At 55.9% G+C, this 16,502-nt stretch carries 18 protein-coding genes and 1 pseudogene; 11 read left to right on the top strand and 8 right to left on the bottom strand.

Annotation, left to right across the window (positions count from 1 at the left end):
- Nucleotides 1–18: 18 nt before the first annotated feature.
- From ACA048_RS05665 to ACA048_RS05650, 4 genes are all read right to left on the bottom strand, one after another.
- Nucleotides 19–777 (bottom strand): hypothetical protein, encoded by a 759-nt coding sequence (locus ACA048_RS05665; protein ID WP_497628290.1) that lies wholly within the window; start codon nucleotides 775–777, stop codon nucleotides 19–21.
- Between the two features lie 13 nt (nucleotides 778–790).
- Nucleotides 791–2,596 carry a hypothetical protein gene (locus tag ACA048_RS05660; RefSeq protein WP_497628289.1) on the bottom strand — a complete coding sequence of 602 codons (1,806 nt, stop codon included), beginning with the start codon at nucleotides 2,594–2,596 and terminating at the stop codon, nucleotides 791–793.
- A 73-nt stretch (nucleotides 2,597–2,669) separates the two neighbouring features.
- Nucleotides 2,670–3,146 carry a hypothetical protein gene (locus tag ACA048_RS05655; protein ID WP_497628288.1) on the bottom strand — a complete coding sequence of 159 codons (477 nt, stop codon included), beginning with the start codon at nucleotides 3,144–3,146 and terminating at the stop codon, nucleotides 2,670–2,672.
- Between the two features lie 12 nt (nucleotides 3,147–3,158).
- Entirely contained in the window at nucleotides 3,159–6,260 is a 3,102-nt protein-coding gene (locus ACA048_RS05650; protein WP_497628287.1) for a host specificity factor TipJ family phage tail protein, read from the bottom strand.
- A gap of 338 nt (nucleotides 6,261–6,598) precedes the next feature.
- Between ACA048_RS05650 and ACA048_RS05645 the strand changes: the two genes are divergently transcribed.
- The 3 genes from ACA048_RS05645 to ACA048_RS05635 all read left to right on the top strand — a co-directional run bounded on the left by ACA048_RS05645 (nucleotide 6,599) and on the right by ACA048_RS05635 (nucleotide 7,593).
- Nucleotides 6,599–6,880 (top strand): hypothetical protein, encoded by a 282-nt coding sequence (locus ACA048_RS05645; RefSeq protein ID WP_497628286.1) that lies wholly within the window; start codon nucleotides 6,599–6,601, stop codon nucleotides 6,878–6,880.
- Nucleotides 6,877–7,191, top strand: a complete 315-nt coding sequence (locus ACA048_RS05640) for a hypothetical protein (protein ID WP_497628285.1) — start codon at nucleotides 6,877–6,879, stop codon at nucleotides 7,189–7,191. The genes ACA048_RS05645 and ACA048_RS05640 overlap by 4 nt, the downstream gene beginning before the upstream one ends.
- Nucleotides 7,192–7,272: 81 nt before the next feature.
- Nucleotides 7,273–7,593 carry a hypothetical protein gene (locus tag ACA048_RS05635; RefSeq protein WP_497628284.1) on the top strand — a complete coding sequence of 107 codons (321 nt, stop codon included), beginning with the start codon at nucleotides 7,273–7,275 and terminating at the stop codon, nucleotides 7,591–7,593.
- A gap of 49 nt (nucleotides 7,594–7,642) precedes the next feature.
- Here the strand turns inward: ACA048_RS05635 and ACA048_RS05630 are convergent, their stop codons facing one another.
- The gene (locus tag ACA048_RS05630; protein WP_497628283.1) at nucleotides 7,643–8,296 is read right to left on the bottom strand and encodes a hypothetical protein; all 654 of its coding nucleotides are present in this window, start codon (nucleotides 8,294–8,296) and stop codon (nucleotides 7,643–7,645) included.
- A gap of 25 nt (nucleotides 8,297–8,321) precedes the next feature.
- Here ACA048_RS05630 and ACA048_RS05625 point away from each other — a divergent pair.
- The 4 genes and pseudogenes from ACA048_RS05625 to ACA048_RS05610 all read left to right on the top strand — a co-directional run.
- Nucleotides 8,322–8,594: pseudogene (locus tag ACA048_RS05625) on the top strand (DNA cytosine methyltransferase); the annotation flags it as partial.
- A 49-nt stretch (nucleotides 8,595–8,643) separates the two neighbouring features.
- Nucleotides 8,644–9,015, top strand: a complete 372-nt coding sequence (locus ACA048_RS05620) for a hypothetical protein (RefSeq protein WP_497629803.1) — start codon at nucleotides 8,644–8,646, stop codon at nucleotides 9,013–9,015.
- Between the two features lie 35 nt (nucleotides 9,016–9,050).
- Nucleotides 9,051–9,293, top strand: coding sequence for an excisionase (locus tag ACA048_RS05615; protein ID WP_497628282.1), 243 nt, complete (start codon nucleotides 9,051–9,053; stop codon nucleotides 9,291–9,293).
- Nucleotides 9,274–10,377, top strand: coding sequence for a phage integrase Arm DNA-binding domain-containing protein (locus ACA048_RS05610; protein WP_497628281.1), 1,104 nt, complete (start codon nucleotides 9,274–9,276; stop codon nucleotides 10,375–10,377). Before ACA048_RS05615 ends, ACA048_RS05610 begins: the two co-directional genes overlap by 20 nt.
- A 3-nt stretch (nucleotides 10,378–10,380) precedes the next feature.
- Here the strand turns inward: ACA048_RS05610 and ACA048_RS05605 are convergent, their stop codons facing one another.
- The gene (locus tag ACA048_RS05605) at nucleotides 10,381–10,866 is read right to left on the bottom strand and encodes a hypothetical protein (RefSeq protein WP_497628280.1); all 486 of its coding nucleotides are present in this window, start codon (nucleotides 10,864–10,866) and stop codon (nucleotides 10,381–10,383) included.
- Nucleotides 10,863–12,026 carry an AAA family ATPase gene (locus tag ACA048_RS05600; RefSeq protein ID WP_497628279.1) on the bottom strand — a complete coding sequence of 388 codons (1,164 nt, stop codon included), beginning with the start codon at nucleotides 12,024–12,026 and terminating at the stop codon, nucleotides 10,863–10,865. The genes ACA048_RS05605 and ACA048_RS05600 overlap by 4 nt, the downstream gene beginning before the upstream one ends.
- A gap of 216 nt (nucleotides 12,027–12,242) precedes the next feature.
- Here ACA048_RS05600 and ACA048_RS05595 point away from each other — a divergent pair, with 216 nt between their 5' ends.
- The 4 genes from ACA048_RS05595 (at nucleotide 12,243) to ACA048_RS05580 (ending at nucleotide 15,407) form a co-directional block, all read left to right on the top strand.
- Nucleotides 12,243–12,590 (top strand): ArsC family reductase, encoded by a 348-nt coding sequence (locus ACA048_RS05595; protein ID WP_497628278.1) that lies wholly within the window; start codon nucleotides 12,243–12,245, stop codon nucleotides 12,588–12,590.
- 34 nt (nucleotides 12,591–12,624) lie between these two features.
- Complete coding sequence (gene dapD, locus ACA048_RS05590; RefSeq protein WP_223511932.1) at nucleotides 12,625–13,659, top strand: 2,3,4,5-tetrahydropyridine-2,6-dicarboxylate N-succinyltransferase; 1,035 nt, start codon at nucleotides 12,625–12,627, stop codon at nucleotides 13,657–13,659.
- Nucleotides 13,660–13,794: 135 nt separating this feature from the next.
- Nucleotides 13,795–15,000 carry an aminotransferase class V-fold PLP-dependent enzyme gene (locus ACA048_RS05585; protein WP_497628277.1) on the top strand — a complete coding sequence of 402 codons (1,206 nt, stop codon included), beginning with the start codon at nucleotides 13,795–13,797 and terminating at the stop codon, nucleotides 14,998–15,000.
- Nucleotides 14,997–15,407, top strand: a complete 411-nt coding sequence (locus ACA048_RS05580) for a SufE family protein (RefSeq protein WP_497628276.1) — start codon at nucleotides 14,997–14,999, stop codon at nucleotides 15,405–15,407. Before ACA048_RS05585 ends, ACA048_RS05580 begins: the two co-directional genes overlap by 4 nt.
- Before the next feature lie 91 nt (nucleotides 15,408–15,498).
- Here ACA048_RS05580 and tcdA read toward each other — a convergent pair whose 3' ends face one another.
- A complete protein-coding gene (tcdA, locus tag ACA048_RS05575; RefSeq protein WP_497628275.1) occupies nucleotides 15,499–16,311 on the bottom strand; it encodes a tRNA cyclic N6-threonylcarbamoyladenosine(37) synthase TcdA in 813 nt (270 codons plus the stop codon).
- Between the last annotated feature and the right edge of the window lie 191 nt (nucleotides 16,312–16,502).

The raw sequence follows: 16,502 nt of genomic DNA, 5'->3' as shown, positions 1-16,502 counted from the left end.
TGAATTCCTTGGTGGAGGTCAAACAGTGATGCCTAACCGCGCCATGCGCTTGCGCATCGCGCCCGCCACCGCCGCAACCTCAGTGTCAGACAAATAGGCCGAGTAAATAGCGACCGCGGAGATATCCGAGGTGCCCATAAAGTTAGTCGGCGCTGAGGCAGGGCTGCCAATCCTGAAGACACCATTGATGAAAGGCCGCTGCGTGATGTTGGAACCCACACCCGACAGATTGTTGGTCAAGTCAAACGCCTTGGTGACGTCACCGCTTTTGGTCCGCATGGCCAGCAGGCGCCACGTAGTAGGCACCCCGGCAGAGGAAACCCCAATAACTTCGGCGGACGTCGGCACGCCACCGCTAGAACGGGGGGAGCCGGCCGCGACACCGAGCGGCTGACGCAGCAAAAGACTGGTACCACCGGCATACCCAGGAAGCTCGGGAACCGCTGAAAAGCCCGCGTAGGTACTGACCACAGCAACGCCGTCAGCATCGCTAGTGGGTGCAACCGCGGCCCGCACCACCGCAAATAAGGTGATCGCGTCGGAGTCCTTCACTTGCGTCACCAGATAGTCCGCGTTGCCCTTAAAACGGCCATAGCCAGCAAAAGCTGCTGGCGTTCCTACAACCGCTGCATTTGGTTTACCAATCGCCCTATTCACTGCAAAGCGAGCCGAATCAGTATCAAAAGTAAACCAAGCCTCTAGCCCTCTTGTTACTGGCGGAACAACCTTGGAATTCCACGGTGCTACAGTATCATTTGCAATTATTTTGACGCCCATAAACGAATCCTTTTCAGATTAAATTGAGTGCGGCAGCCGCAACATACGGCGCCATGGTTCGATACAGTTCGGCTCTTGATGAGCCTATTGGGTGGGTGCCATCGGTCCAGTTGCCGGGGTAAAAACCATCCGTATCAGGCGTTACCTGGCTAAAGTCATAGCCGCTTTCAGCGTTGGTCATGGCCCACAAGGGCGCGATGGTTAAACGGCTATTGGCGACGGCGACGGCCGCGTCTTTCATGGCCGCAATCACTGGGGTGAATTGCGTTTCCCACCGCGTGTTGTGTACCGCGCTGATGGCGTTAGTGGGCAGCGTGCGGATGATTTTTGCCAGCGGCCAAGCGGCCTTTAGTTGCGAATGAATAAGTTTGTCATTGTTCAATACCTCATCATAAATATTGGCGACCGGGACCAACGCCGCATCATTGGTGCCTAAGGCATTGATGACGATGTCGGGCGTTTCGAGGCCAAACCGCGCTTGGTAGAACGCCGGATCAAACACATAACCATTACGAATCACGGCGGCCGAATCCGCACCGGTTGCCAAGCGCAAGAAGGCATTGCGCTCGCGGCGCGGGAGAACATCGAGGGCGAGATAGGCGGCCTCACCGCCAGGCTCAACAATGACAGCACGATCCGCATAGCTGTATGTAAAGTCACCGCTACGCCAACCCGAACGACATTCGCCCAGCGGCCCCTGGTTATTCCAAATATCTGTCGGTGACTTGGAGCCCTGGATCGTGCCAATAAACTTAGGCGTGAACCCCAGCTCCTCTAAAAAACCCTTAAGTAAAAAAGCCCCTTGCCGGGTCCCGATACTGTCACCAATGAATAGAATTTTTGGACTGCTTGGCACCGATTGCAGCGGTACATGTTTTAGCGTTACCGGGAGAAACTTGCGTTTGTCAGGCTCGGCGAGAGAGCGAACATTCAATACCGCTTGGGCACCCAATCTTGCTGCACTGACACTCACCACCTCGCCAGTCTGAGACTCGGCGGTGGTGGTACTGGCAATCGTGACTGAAACCTCTTTCGATTGCGCACGGCGCGGAAGCAGACCCGACGCATAGATCCGAGAATCGTGAAGCTCGCTCGTTGCTATAATCGGAGAAAACAGAAGCCCGCCGTCGAATGGTGATCGCTCCTCTTCGCTCGGCGCGGCCACATCAAGCGGCAGAACACCGCCCTCCGCATCAGTAAAATAAATTCCCGGCGAAGGAGTATGCTGCATCTCCAGTTCGCCAATAACTATCCTTTCGTCATCCGCATAGATCAGCGCGGCACCCTCACCATCCCCAATACTCGTTTGGCCTGGCTCCGAAATAATGTCAAATGGAATGGTCTGAAGGCGCCTGTTTGTGAGCGTTGAAAATACGCCACCCTCCGGATCGGTGATCACCTGAATCTCTGCCTCAGCTGATTCGGTGGGAAAGTCCTGCACCAGCTTATTCAGGTTCGCCAACGCCAACACATTGGCTTGAGTGACAGCGTCAATCGCCGCGACCGCTTCCGTTGACGGGTAGCTCTTCTTGAAAACTGCCGCGCTCGCGACGTTCTGATAAAGATCAACGTATCCGGCCGCGGTGACGCTGAGCACACTGAAGAAACCGCCTACGACTGTTCCACTCAAGCCGGCCGCAGTCGTCAGGTAGATCATTGCGCCGCTCATCTGTGTAGAGAGGTCGGCTAGAACCTTAGCGTTGGTTGGGCGCATGACGCCGGCGCCCACATCCATAATCTTGATTTGATCGCTCAGCAACAGTTCGTTGGCTGTGTCGATCGTTGCCGTCAGTCGGGCAAGATCAGTTGCTCCGCTCATATTTACTCCAGGCGAAAAAAAGCCCGCTCAGTTGGCGGGCTATAGAAAGAAAAGTGGTTGGCGGATCGAGGCTCTATGACGCGCCCGGCCAAGACTTGGTGTACCAGTGCTGCAACTGGGTTCGCAGCCGGGAATTCATGACGCCTATGTCTATCCCGGACATCAGCCCAACCAGCTCGGCCTCGGTGACAACCGGCATTTCAAAGAGCGACAGAACGGCGGTGTATCGCCAGAGGTTGACGCCCACCAGCGTCGGGCCGTCGTAAATGTCCGTGAACTGGGCCTGCGTCTGCATCAGGCCGAGCGGGCTCTTGATGGGGCACATGAACCAATCGGCCCAGCCAATCCCCCACTTGCACCACCCCTCAAACAACTTGGCCTGCTCGGCATTGCACAGCCAGGAAACGGAAACCTCAGTCGGCACGCTCCGGTAGCGGCGCCTATTTCTGGCGCGGCCACTGACAAAGGGGGTGCGGACGATGGGGCTGGTAGGCTTGAATCCGTAACCGTCTCGCAACGGCAGCGGAATGCCGTCAGGCATTGTCAGCATGATTCGCGTTCCTTAGTTGTCGGCGAAGTTGTTGTCGTCCGCGTAAACGCGCACGTCGTAGTTAACGGCCTCGACGTCCGCCGAGTGGTCGCCAGGGTCAATTGAGGTAATCAGCACCGGGTAACACCAGCGTGTCGATTCACCGAACAGCAGGTGTGGCGGATCAATATCCCATGAAAAATCAGGTTCAAAATCCAGCGAAGGGACGCTGAGCCTGAAGTCGTCGACACGCGTTGCCGGCCATGGACCGCTGACGGTGCCATCCGGACGCCTTAGCCCAACCACATGAGAAACGCCCGACTTCCAGGTCAGCAGCTCGGAGCTCTCCAGAATCACAGAGCCACTACCGGCAGTAACATCCATCAGAATCGAGCTCTGCCCGTACCCAGGAATATCGTCGGCCACTGCGTCGTAACTGAGATAGCCGCTGTTCAACGCGTCAAACTCTGTGCTCCAGCTGTAGCTTTTGTTGCGGTATACCTGGGCTCGCCGCATGCGCATCCCGATTCGCCACGCCTTATCGCGGTTGGTGACCCCCTTTAGCGTGACCGCTTGAACGCGCAATCCTTGATCGCCAGGCAGCCTGCACTCGACCACTTCCATCGCGTGGGTCGTCTCGTCGATGTACTTGATATCAACGCCGTCGTAGTCGTCGGGCGCCGGCAAAGTGAAGTTGCGCTTGAGCTGCTCGGTCATGTTCTGTGGCGTGTACATATGACCAAACTGTGTTTTTGGCTCATCGCGAACTGGCGTTACCTGGCCGCGTTCTAGCGTGAATTCGGCAAATCCGGCGAGCAGCGCGTCATTGATGCACTCCTTGACAGTGCTGTCACCGTCGACCGCGTAGTCGAAGTAGTCACCCCGGCTCTGCCAGATCGGGTTATAGCGACCGAATTCCTCGATATCCAAATCATCATCGGTGCCCCCGGCCGACTTCATGACGTAGTTCACCCAGGGCACGATGTCGCGCGTGGCCACGGGAGCGGTCCACGCGCCACCAGATAGCACTGGCAGCTTTCTTGTGGCGATCACCGACACCTGACTTTGCGACTGAGCTGACAGCTTGTCGCCGCCACGAACGTAGACCGCCATCACTGTGCAGTCTTCGTATTTGGTCGGTGCCTTATCAATTCGGCCGCGCAGCCCGTACCACTGCACCCGGTTGAACTTGAAGTTTTCCGGAGACTCCTCTCCGATCCTCCGCACCCGAACCTCGGGCCGCATATAGGTCGGTATGGTGATCCAGTCCGTGTAGCCCTGCTGGTCCGGGCTCATCGCCTCGTAAGTGAATGTGTGACTGGTCCAGCCGCCCGCCGTGTCAATGTCGCGGTACTGAACTTCAACCTTCGCCCAGTGCGAGCGAATGTTGCCGTTTTTCTCAGTATATCGGACGAGGCCTTGTGGAAAGAAAAAGTCGAACTCAATACGCCGAACCACTTCACCTAGCGGGCAGGCCGCGATGGGACCCGCCCAATCACCTTCGGTGGTCGAGCCGTCAAGGACGATGCTCGCCGTATTGGTTTGGATATCATCGAACCCGAGCCATGCGGTGTCTTCGGCGCCGGTATCATCCAGACGAATAACCGTGAGCGACGACGGACCGTGCCCCTCATCTACGGGCGTGCCCTCGTCATCCTCGACCGCATCGCCCGACACCGACGCAATTCTGTACCGCAGATCCCGGTAGCCAATACATGACCATAAGGTCCCGGTCTGAAGCCCTATAGCAGGCGCCCCGCCATCGTAAGCAAGGGTGATTTTTGCAGAGACGGCGTCAGCGGCTGTGACTGTCTTAACTCCAGTGACGAACACCGGTGTCGACCCGAAGACTGTCGACGAAGACCCACCCAACGTGAGCGCCACCCCGCTGAACGGCGACGCAGACTCGGCGATCCGCAGAAAGCTGCCTGAGGCACTGGCAGTAAGGCCCGTACTGACAAGCTTGGCGTTTACGGCTGTCACCAGACCGGCAAGGTTGGTGGTCGCCGTGTTCAGCGTTACCGAGTAGGTGCTCCCACCCCGACTTACCGTGAACGTCAGTGGCGTCACATTGAAATCGTACCGCGTCGGGGCGGCGTTACCAGTGACCATGGACGCGCTACCGGCTACCGCTGGCACGGCCGGCACATACGGCGCATAACTCGCCACCACATAGTCACCAGCATTGGCGCCGGTGATCTCGATCTTCATGCCAACGAATGGCTTGAGCATCGTTACGTGTTCGCCGCTGATGACGGTCGCCGATCCATCTGCCGGCGCGGTGAACAGGTAGGGATACAGAACCTCGATGCGTGCGATCAGTCCGGCATCCCAGCCCACCGGAAACCACCCTGCCCCCACTGGGACGGATACTACATAGTCACTGAACTGTACGGCTGCGGCGTTGAGTTGCTGCTCGATGCTGGTGGTGGTCGTCAGGGTGAGGCCTGCACTGCCGGTTGAAGTCGAGCCGACCTCGTCCGAGTTGTGCCACCACAAGTACGCATCCTCTGCCACAACCGACTGGCCCGGGCCGTAAATCGCGTAACGGGCCGTGCTACCAAAGGATGCGATCGGCGTTCCTCCGATGCGGACCTGACCGGGTGGGATGTCGAACTCGCCTACGCCGACGCACAACAGCATTTCAATCCATTGAACCTTGGGGTCGTCGCCAAAGTAACGGCGCGTTGGGGTCAGGTAATCGGGGAAAATCTCATTTTTGCCGGCGCACTCGCGAATCACATCGCCCAGCTTCACCTTGTTGGCGGTGGTCTTCGCCAAACCGAGCGCCTTGCCTGATGCTGCATTGCTCGCCGAGCTAGGCGTCACCAGCGGTTTCTGTGTGAGCATGACCACGCCGACGGCAACGATCGCGGCGACGACTGCCCAGGCTGCAAAGGCAACACCCTTCGGCTCAGGATAAATTCGGACAGTGTCGGCGGGTCCAAACTCGACCTTTGGCCAACTCAACGGATGGATAAACAGGCCATTGACCTCAATGCTGATTGGCGGCGACTCACGTACCTGGTAACTCGGCACGTAGGCGACGAGCCACCCTTCAATGGTCATCACGCAATCAGTCTTGTGGCGCTCCAGCGGCTGGCCTTCCAGCTTGCTCGGATAGAGTTCGATCACGGTGATAGCTCACTGTCAGATATTGGTCGTGGAATTTTCGCAACGGTTTGATGGTCGCTCCGGCCGGCTTCATCTCCATACCGTGAAGCCGGCCACCTGCATACAACAAACCAGAGAACGGCGAGCGCCCGCCAAGATGCCAACGGCGCGCATTGGAGGATGACCATCATGCAATAGACCAGAGCCCAAAGATCACTGCATCTGTGAAAGGCCCGAACGTCCAACGGGCCTTTCTTTTTGGTCGCCTTTATCCGTCAGCACTCTCCCCTGCGCCCAACGGCAACCAGCAGGCGGCCCGAGTGCTGACGAATACACGCAACCCCATCGAGGTAATCGCCATGCATCCATCAATACAACAGCGGGTCGACGGGGTCGCTGCCCTGCACGCTCGCTCAACCATCGCCACCGCCGCGTTCTACGCCCTGATCGGCAAGGAGCAGCCAGTGCAAGAGATACGCTACCAGGTTGAAGCCAAAGGCAAGGCTTACCACATCGTCGAACTCGCCACCAAGAAGGTCGTAGGTTTCCGCTGGACCTGGAAGACCGCAGTCAATTTCGCCCAGCAGATGGAAGCGCGCGCCGATGGCATCAAGCTCTCGCTGTCAGGTGATCGGAAATGATCGGCGTACCAATGCCCAACCCGCGAGACTCGATCATCGGGAACCTGAACCAGCAGCTGGATCAGTTCTTCGGAGCCGGTCGCACAGTGCAGGAAATTGCCGCCGGCGTATCTGGTGAAAAGGAGGCCATGTTCGGCACCTCCCACAGTAACAAGCTTCGGATCGAGCGCAACAAGCAGGCGCCGCGCCTGAAGGAGCTCGCCGCCGCCGGCAAGACAGTGATCCAGGCCGCCAAGGAAATGGGCATGGAAACAAAGCGCGCCAGGCTGATCGCCCGTGAGAACGAAATCAAGTTCGCGGGCCCGCCGTGAGACGAATCAGCAACCAGGTGCGCCAGCGCCGACGACAAACATGGCTGGATCTACCAGCCCACGGAATTGAAGAGACAGGCCATGGCCAAGAGCAACGCGGATATTCAGAGGGACAAGCGCGCCAAGGAGAAAGCCCTGCTGGACCGGATCGGCGCCGAGAAGCGCACGCTGATTGTGTCGAAAGCGCTCGCTGATGCACTTCAGGTGCTGGGCGAGCGCCACAACTTTGAGGAATGGCAGGAGACGGTATCGACGTTCCTGATCAACTTGGCCGCTGTGCCCGTCGAAGAATCCGCCCGCTTCGCCAGCATGTCGCGACCTGGAATCGTTATTTCTGAAAAGTGGTCGCGACAGCTTGAGGCGTTCGCTGAGCTCCAGGTCACTCACCAAACAAATATGTAAAACAAAACGCTGGCCGAAGCGCAAACGTTTTTTTTAAAAAAACTCTGTTTCACGCGACCGCATCTTGAATTTTCAGTGCAGCTACATAGGATTTCGCGTCTTCAATTGACTGAAAATCCTTAACAGCAAGTAACAATGATGCCCTTAATAACTTATCCAGCTCTGCTCTATAAGCAATAGACTTCTTCGCCATTTCCTGTATTCCATTGAAAACATCTTCCGTCTCGCCCATTGACCTAATAACGTCCATTCTGCCTAAAGCGTCAGCTTGGCAGTGCTGGTAATAAGAAATCCTCTGTTCAAAAACTCGTATAACTGAATTTTTGAAATCGGCTATTTTTGCACTTTTTAACTCTGCCTGGGCGATTAACAGCTGCTCAGCTTGGGCCTGATAGGACTGATCCTGCAAAGCTATTACGCGCCCGGAGTCAATTTTTTGTGACATTAGAGTTTGATGTTGAAGCTTAAGAGTTTTAAGCAGAGCTATAAGAGTGACTACTGAAATAATCGGACCAAATACCCCACCAAAAAAAGATCCCAACGCGGACCAATCCGCTGACTGATATGAGAGTCCGCCGTTAAACGTATGCAAATACAAGCCAACGCTAACCAAGAACCCAACTCCCAACATTAACATCCCAATTATCAACGAACTGTTGATCAAACGGTTTGCCTTCGCTAGAGCAACTTCAAAATCTTCCATATTTAGTCCAAAGAGAATTGAATTTATGAACCCCTACCACTTAAGAGTAACCGATTTCAAAACTCAATACGGACTCGGCTTCAGCACTCAGGACGATGAGATCGTTGTCGACTTCTTTTGCGGTGGTGGTGGTGCTGGTACCGGCTTGGAAATGGGCTTGGGTCGCGCGGTGAATGTCGCGAAAAACCACAGCCCCCAAGCGATCAGCATGCATACCGTGAATCACCCGGGCGCCGTGCACTTCACCACCGACGTGTTCGACGGTGATCCGGACACTGAATGCGACGGCAAGGCCGTTGAACGCAGCGGATCAGCGGGCTGATGACCTTCAAGAAGATCGCCAGAAGCTGATCGCCTACGGACGAAGTTGCGGACTCGACGAAGCGGCCACTGTCTGCACTCGCATGGGCGCGAGCATCGACGGCGACAACGCTTATAAGCGCGACTTGCTCGATTCCGTCGTGGGTGCGATGGCCTTCGGCGTGCAGAACCGCAATCCGCCCCCGGCCTGGCATTGGGGGCAGCGCTTTTGGGATATCGGCCGAGAAGAACGTGCGCTGTGCGAAGAGTTGGCCGCGGCGCTGAAACTCACCCGCGAGAACCTGCGCGCCTGCCAAGCAACCATCCACCTGTGTGGCGGGTTCGACCCGGCCTATGTGAACGATGCCCAAGCCGCGATGAAGGTAGCAGACGCCGCTCTCGCCAAAGTCACCCAATAACCACCTTCTGCCGCCACGCGCGGCATGGAGCATTCATGAGCAAAGTAACCCTGGACGAATGGGCGGCGGCCGAGTTCAAGACACCGCCCAGCCCCAACACCTTGCGCAAATGGGCGCGAGAAGGCCGGATCGCTCCGGTACCGGTCAAGCACGGGCGCAACTACTATGTAGAATCCGACGCCCACTACCAAGAACCTGACCAGCAGCCAATCCGGATCGTCGGCGGCAGCCTGGTCAGCAGAATAGAGAGAGCACGCAATGGCGCCCAGGCCGCGTAACACCGGGTCAAAGGATCTTCCGCCCAATCTCTACCGCAAGACCGATGCCCGCAACGGCGTCACTTATTACACGTACCGCGACCCAATCAGTGGTCGCGTGTTCGGTCTGGGCAAAGACAAGGAATCGGCCATTCGCGAGGCCGTCGCCGCGAACCACGCCGACTCCATCAAGCCAACCCTCACCGAACGGATCAGCACCCCGGCGCCAGCGCCGGGCAAGCTGTTCTCGGAATGGCTGGATGAATACCGCGAGCTGTTCGCCGAGCGCAAGCTTTCGGCCAGCAGTAACAAAAACGTGGGCATGCGGATAAACCGCCTGGATGCGGTGTTCGGTTCTAAAGGGATCAAGGACATCACAACGATGGATGTGGCCGATTACCTGACTGGTATGGCCAAAGAAGGAAAGGCGCAGATGGCCAGGGCAATGCGCTCGCTTTTGCGAGACACATTCGCTGAGGCTCAGGCTCGGGGTTGGGCAGACACCAACCCGGTCGAGGTGACCAAGGCGGCGCGGGTGAACATCAAGCGCGAACGGCTGACGCTGGAGCTATGGAAGGCAATCTACGAGGAGGCCACGAAACCGTGGCTCCGCAGAGCAATGGAGCTGGCCGTACTTACCGGCCAGCGGCGGGACGATATCGCATCGATGTTGTTCAAGGACGTGCACGACGGCTTCCTGCATGTCGTGCAATCGAAGACCGGCGCCCGGATCCGGATCAGCACCGCCATTCGGCTTGAGTCAGTCGGCCTTGATCTCGCAGGCGTAGTCAAACAATGCCGCGACCGCGTTCTGTCACAACACCTGGTGCATCATGCGCAAGCCCCTGGGCGGGCCAAGGCTGGCCAGCCGGTGGTGCTGGACACACTGAGCTCCGCATTTGCCGAAGCCCGAGACAGGGCCGGTGCGAAGCTGGGGATAACTTTCGGGCGGCAACCACCGTCCTTTCATGAACAGCGTTCGCTTGCCGCACGTCTTCACGAGGTCGAAGGCCGCGATGCCCAGAAACTTCTCGGTCATCGCTCAGCGACCATGACGGACCTATACCGAGATAATCGAGGCGCTGAATGGACTGACGTAGCCTAGGTACTAAGTCACGTAAAATTTATGATGTAGATCAATGAAAACGATATAAAACGTATTGCTGCAATAGCGAAATTTTTCTTTTTCGCAAAACTGATGATTGAGGCCGGCGGGGACGGTAAACCCTGCAAGGCGAATTGTACGATCAATCCTAAACCGACCCCATACCGCATCGTGCGGAACTGAAGGTGGATGGGCAAATTCGCTTTTCAATGGAAACTTGTCGTAAATTTGATAAATATTACCATTACCTCTACCGGCCGGCATTGTGATCCAATGCGCCAAGGACTCTTCGCTAAAATTCTTTAGCTTTTCCAATAGAAGTGACAGAAACTCAAACGACAATTCTTCCTTTAACAAAAGCGGCTGTTCTAAATCCAGATAATGTAGATTAAATTTTATTCGCTTAATGATGCCTGAGCTTTCCATGCTGTTTTTAGGAAGATTTTTTTTGAAATCATTAGCTCTTTTATTATTAAATTTACCGCTCATAGCCTCGGAACCCCGCCTATCTTTCCTTCCCGATAAAGAGCAGCAATAGACCTGTCATTCCTAATCAAGTCACCAGAAATTTCATCAAGCCGGTAGCTATAACTTTCGCCATGTTCCTTGGCTACGAGAATTGTCCTGTATTTTCCTAAATCATCAATAACATCAGAGTTATGCGCTGTAAAAATAAACTGGGCATTATTGGGATTTGTTTCTTTATTATTAAACAGGTCGAGCAGTGGCGGAAGAAGCATAGGATGGCAGTTTTGATCAAACTCATCCATGATTAATACTCCCCCTGCCTTGAGGACCATCCAGTACATGGCCAAACGCCTGTACAAGGCCATAGTTCCGCTTGACTCGTCATACGATGTCAGTCGCCTAACTTCATCGGTCCTACCCATTTTATGCAAAAATAACGGATAATATTCGACCTTTCCACCAGACAATTCGTGTTTATGTATTTCTATATCAACGATACCAAGATCGCACTTTCTGATAAAACCTTTAACGAATTCGAAAGCTGCGGGAACCTTGTTATAAAATGAAGTTGCACTTTCTCTTTTGAACATATCGGAATCAGGAACAACACCCATCATTGATACGTTTCCGGAGAACTCCCCAAAATAATCCACGATATTATCAAAATCACTAGGAATTTCTTTTATTTTATATTTAACAACAGTAGAAATAAACGAAGCACGGGTTTTAAGCTCAATCAAATCAAGAGCAGAATATTCGTTTGACCTGTAAGAGAGCGCGTCGCCTTTTCGCTCAACAATCAAAGTCTTTCTTTGAAGTTTCTTATATAGCGCTTCGCGAATGACGGCATCACGCGTAGCAGTCAACTCATAGATATATCTGACATCACCAACTTTAAAATCTATATAAAAATCCGACTCGTTTTCATTATCAAAATATGGGTCAAAATCGATTTTATCGTGATCATCAAACGCAAAGGAATCAGCAACAAAACGACGGATAAAGGTCAGACACTTAAGCACATTAGTTTTGCCAGAAGCATTCGCACCCTTAATTCCAAGAACAGTCGCAACCTTTCGACCTTGCGAAATAGAGGTGGGAACTTTAGCTGTGAGCTGGAAGGAAGCGTTCAGACCTTCCTTGAAGGAAAAGTAATTGCGCGCACCATAGCTATAAATCATTAGAACCTCAGCTAAATCGATAATCCGTCAGTTTTTGACAGAAACGAAGCATAAGACATACAGATCGGCTTGGCTAGCGGGGATTTATTGGCAGGCAATCGACTGCGAGCCCGGCTCGCCCTATCCCCAACAGCTGGGATAAGGGATAATTTCGAATCCAGTTTTGGGGAGGAATTGGGGATATTTTGGGGAAGCCGAAATAATCTAATTAAATCAATGACTTATACAATACACGGCATCAAAGCCTGCGACACCATGAAAAAGGCGCGCACCTGGCTCGATGAACACGCTGTCAGCTATGACTTTCATGATTACAAAACGGTCGGAATTGACCGTGAACACCTGACCCAATGGTGCGACGAGCACGGCTGGCAAGTGGTGTTGAACCGTGCAGGCACGACCTTTCGCAAGCTCGACGACGAACGCAAAGCCGATCTCGACCAGCCGAAAGCCATTGAACTGATGCTCGCACAACCCTCGATGATCAAGCGCCCGGTGCTCGATCTCGGTGACCGAACCCTGATTGGCTTCAAGCCAGATATCTACGCGGCAGCGCTCAAGTAAGCCAGCCCGTTCAATTTTGTTAGAGGTTATTTACATGTCCACTACCCTGTTTAGCCTGGCCTTTGGTGTTGGTACTCAAAACCGTCAAGGCGCATGGCTGGAAGTGTTTTACGCACAGCCACTGCTCAATCCTTCGGCCGAACTGGTCGCGGCCATTGCGCCGGTTCTGGGCTACACCGAAGGCAATCAGGCCATCGCGTTCAGCACCGCCCAAGCGTCGCAACTGGCTGAAGCCCTGAAAGGCGTCGACGCTGCCCAGGCCGCGCTGCTGACCCGTCTGGCCGAGAGCCACAAGCCGCTGGTCGCGACCATTCTGGCCGAAGACGCTCAGCTGACTTCCACGCCTGAGGCTTACCTCAAGCTGCACCTGCTGTCCCACCGTCTGGTCAAGCCGCACGGCCTGAACCTGGCCGGCGTGTTCCCGTTGCTGCCGAACGTGGCCTGGACCAGCCAGGGTGCCATCGACCTGTCCGAACTGGCTGAGCATCAACTGGAAGCCCGTCTGCGTGGCGAGTTGCTGGAAGTGTTCTCGGTGGACAAGTTCCCGAAAATGACCGACTACGTGGTTCCGGCTGGCGTGCGTATCGCTGACGCGGCACGTATCCGTCTGGGCGCTTATGTGGGCGAAGGCACCACCGTAATGCACGAAGGTTTTGTCAACTTCAACGCCGGCACCGAAGGCCCGGGCATGATCGAAGGTCGTGTATCGGCAGGCGTATTCGTCGGAAAGGGTTCGGACCTGGGCGGCGGTTGCTCGACCATGGGCACTCTGTCGGGTGGTGGCAACATCGTAATCAAGGTCGGCGAAGGCTGCCTGATCGGGGCGAACGCCGGTATCGGTATCCCGTTGGGCGACCGCAACACCGTTGAGTCGGGCCTGTACGTGACCGCTGGCACCAAAGTGGCGCTGCTGGACGAGCACAACAAGCTGGTCAAAGTCGTCAAGGCGCGTGAACTGGCCGGTCAACCTGACCTGTTGTTCCGCCGCAATTCGGAGACCGGTGCTGTGGAATGCAAAACCCACAAATCGGCCATCGAACTGAACGAAGCACTGCACGCTCACAACTAAGCGTCGAATGCTCACCTGTGTAGGAGCAGAGCTTGCTCGCGATGGGGCCCATGAGGCCGCCAAAAGCATCGCGAGCAAACTTTGCTCCTACAGGGTCAGGCGTACACCCGCCCATGTTTACCAGGGCCGAATAACATGATGATCCCCTCTCCCTGGCGCGCCGATTTTCCGGCCATCGCCGCTCTGCAACGGCAAGGCCAGACCTATCTGGACAACGCCGCCACCACGCAAAAGCCTCAAGCCCTGCTGGATGCACTGACGCATTACTACGCCAACGGCGCCGCCAATGTGCATCGGGCGCAACACTTGCCCGGCGCCCATGCCACCCAGGCATTCGAGGCCAGCCGCAGCAAAGTCGCCCAATGGCTGAATGCCGGCGATGGCGGGCAGATCATTTTTACTCACGGCGCGACTTCTGCGCTGAACCTCCTGGCCTATGGCCTGGAACCTCTTTTCAATCCGGGCGATGAGCTTGTCATCAGCGCCCTGGAGCATCACGCCAACTTGCTGCCATGGCAACAACTGGCCCAGCGGCGCGAGCTGAAACTGGTGATCCTGCCACTGGATGCCGACGGCTTGATCGATCTGAATGCCGCCGCGCAGTTGATCGGTCCGCAAACCCGCCTGTTGGCGGTTAGTCAGCTATCCAACGTGCTTGGCGCCTGGCAGCCGTTGCCCGCTTTATTGGCGATGGCCAAGGCGAACGACGCATTGACTGTGGTCGATGGCGCTCAAGGCGTGGTGCATGGTCGGCATGACGTGCAGGCGCTGAGTTGCGACTTTTATGTATTTTCAAGTCACAAGCTCTACGGTCCCGACGGACTCGGCGTGGTGTACGGGCGCAATGAAGCGCTGAAACAACTGCGCCACTGGCAATTTGGCGGCGAAATGGTGCTGGATGCGGATTACCACAGTGCTCGCTTTCGCCCTGCCCCGCTGGGTTTCGAGGCTGGAACGCCGCCGATTGCCAGTGTGATTGGTTTGGGCGCAACGCTGGATTATCTGGCGGCCCTCGATCAGGAAGCAGTATCTGCGCATGAAACAGCGTTGCATGATTATTTGTTGAAAGGCCTTGAAGCGCGCAATGGCATTCGGCTGCTGGGCAAGCCGCAACTGGCGCTGGCGAGTTTTGTCGTCGAGGGTGTGCATAACTCGGATCTGGCACATCTGCTGACGGAACAGGGGATTGCCGTGCGTGCCGGTCATCACTGCGCCATGCCGTTGCTCAAGAGCTTCGAGCTGGCCGGGGCGATTCGGGTATCACTGGCGCTGTACAACGACTCCGAAGATCTGGAGCGTTTTTTTGAAGCGCTGGATCAGGCACTGGAGCTGTTGCGATGAGTTTGCCTGTCGATGCGGTGACGGCGCTCGATGCGTTCCAGAATGCTGCTGGCTGGGAACAGCGTGCGCGATTGTTGATGCAATGGGGCGACCGCCTGCCTGTTTTGAGCGATGTGGATAAAGTCGACGCCAACCGGGTGCATGGCTGTGAAAGTCAGGTGTGGCTGATCGGAAAACTGCACGAGGGTCATTGGCAATTCAGTGCCAGCAGCGATGCGCGGTTGATACGCGGCTTGGTGGCGTTGCTGCTGGCGCGGGTCAACGGATTGTCGGCGGCTGAGCTGCGGCAGGTGGACTTGCCGCAGTGGTTCAATCAGCTTGGGCTTTCGCGGCAGCTCTCGCCGTCGCGCAGTAATGGCCTGAATGCCGTGCTCCAGCGGATGAATGAGTTGGCCTCACTCCCGTAGGAGCAAAGCTTGCTCGCGATGGCATCAACGCGATCTACCTGAAGGACCGCGTCGCCTGCATCGCGAGCAAGCTTTGCTCCTACGGTTGTAACTACGCCGTAGGCTTAACCCGATCCGAAGGGCGCCGAACACCCGCCACAATCTTATCCACAGCCTTGGTCGCCGCGACCATGCCGAACGTCGCCGTCACCATCATCACCGCGCCAAACCCGCCGGCACAGTCCAGCTTCACGCCATCCCCGACAAAACTCTTCTGCAAACAAATGCTGCCATCGGGTTTCGGGTAGCGCAGTTGCTCGGTGGAAAACACGCACGGCACGCTGTAGTGGCGGGTCACGGTGCGTGAGAAGCCATAATCGCGACGCAAGGTCGAGCGCACTTTCGATGCCAACGGATCGTTGAACGTACGGTTCAAATCGCACACCTGAATCAACGTCGGATCAATCTGCCCACCCGCCCCGCCGGTGGTGATGATCTGGATTTTTCGACGCTTGCACCAGGCAATCAGCGCTGCCTTGGCGTTAACGCTGTCGATGCAATCGATCACGCAGTCAATGTTCGGTGTGATGTACTCGGCCATGGTCTCGCGGGTGACGAAATCCGCCACCGCGTGCACCGTGCAGTCCGGGTTGATCCCGCGCAGGCGCTCGGCCATCACTTCGACCTTGGGTTTGCCGACGGTGCTGTCCAGGGCGTGTAACTGACGGTTGGCGTTGCTGACGCAGACGTCGTCGAGGTCAAACAGCGAAATCTCGCCCACACCACACCGGGCGATGGCTTCTGCCGCCCAGGAACCGACACCACCGACGCCCACAATCGCCACATGCGCCGCGCGCAGGCGCTCCAGCCCCTCGATGCCATACAAACGGGCGATGCCTGCAAACCGCGGATCTTCTGTGCTCATGACCAATACCCCAAAAACCGGCGCGCATTATAGGGCTTCGCTGCGCCAAGTTTTGAATTTCAATCTACAAGTGTAAGAACTTATGTGAAAGCGAATTGCCCAACGTCCGGCAATTCCTTGTCCGCTGTACGAAAAGAGAATGCCCGGTGTAGGATGCGCGCCCCTTGGCGACCGCCAACCGTTCCTTCGTT

The organism is Pseudomonas sp. LBUM1659 (genome assembly GCF_059716045.1).
This window is presented reverse-complemented; position numbering and strand designations above follow the sequence as displayed.

Excerpts from the sequence above, each read along its gene's own strand:
- ACA048_RS05585 (WP_497628277.1), top strand. The coding sequence starts at position 13,795 with ATGATGATCCCCTCTCCCTGGCGCGCCGATTTTCCGGCCATCGCCGCT.
- ACA048_RS05605 (WP_497628280.1), bottom strand. The coding sequence starts at position 10,866 with ATGAGCGGTAAATTTAATAATAAAAGAGCTAATGATTTCAAAAAAAAT.
- ACA048_RS05630 (WP_497628283.1), bottom strand. The coding sequence starts at position 8,296 with ATGGAAGATTTTGAAGTTGCTCTAGCGAAGGCAAACCGTTTGATCAAC.
- ACA048_RS05645 (WP_497628286.1), top strand. The coding sequence starts at position 6,599 with ATGCATCCATCAATACAACAGCGGGTCGACGGGGTCGCTGCCCTGCAC.
- ACA048_RS05580 (WP_497628276.1), top strand. The coding sequence starts at position 14,997 with ATGAGTTTGCCTGTCGATGCGGTGACGGCGCTCGATGCGTTCCAGAAT.
- tcdA (WP_497628275.1), bottom strand. The coding sequence starts at position 16,311 with ATGAGCACAGAAGATCCGCGGTTTGCAGGCATCGCCCGTTTGTATGGC.
- ACA048_RS05660 (WP_497628289.1), bottom strand. The coding sequence starts at position 2,596 with ATGAGCGGAGCAACTGATCTTGCCCGACTGACGGCAACGATCGACACA.
- dapD (WP_223511932.1), top strand. The coding sequence starts at position 12,625 with ATGTCCACTACCCTGTTTAGCCTGGCCTTTGGTGTTGGTACTCAAAAC.
- ACA048_RS05600 (WP_497628279.1), bottom strand. The coding sequence starts at position 12,026 with ATGATTTATAGCTATGGTGCGCGCAATTACTTTTCCTTCAAGGAAGGT.
- ACA048_RS05665 (WP_497628290.1), bottom strand. The coding sequence starts at position 777 with ATGGGCGTCAAAATAATTGCAAATGATACTGTAGCACCGTGGAATTCC.
- ACA048_RS05655 (WP_497628288.1), bottom strand. The coding sequence starts at position 3,146 with ATGCTGACAATGCCTGACGGCATTCCGCTGCCGTTGCGAGACGGTTAC.
- ACA048_RS05615 (WP_497628282.1), top strand. The coding sequence starts at position 9,051 with ATGAGCAAAGTAACCCTGGACGAATGGGCGGCGGCCGAGTTCAAGACA.
- ACA048_RS05610 (WP_497628281.1), top strand. The coding sequence starts at position 9,274 with ATGGCGCCCAGGCCGCGTAACACCGGGTCAAAGGATCTTCCGCCCAAT.
- ACA048_RS05595 (WP_497628278.1), top strand. The coding sequence starts at position 12,243 with ATGACTTATACAATACACGGCATCAAAGCCTGCGACACCATGAAAAAG.
- ACA048_RS05635 (WP_497628284.1), top strand. The coding sequence starts at position 7,273 with ATGGCCAAGAGCAACGCGGATATTCAGAGGGACAAGCGCGCCAAGGAG.
- ACA048_RS05640 (WP_497628285.1), top strand. The coding sequence starts at position 6,877 with ATGATCGGCGTACCAATGCCCAACCCGCGAGACTCGATCATCGGGAAC.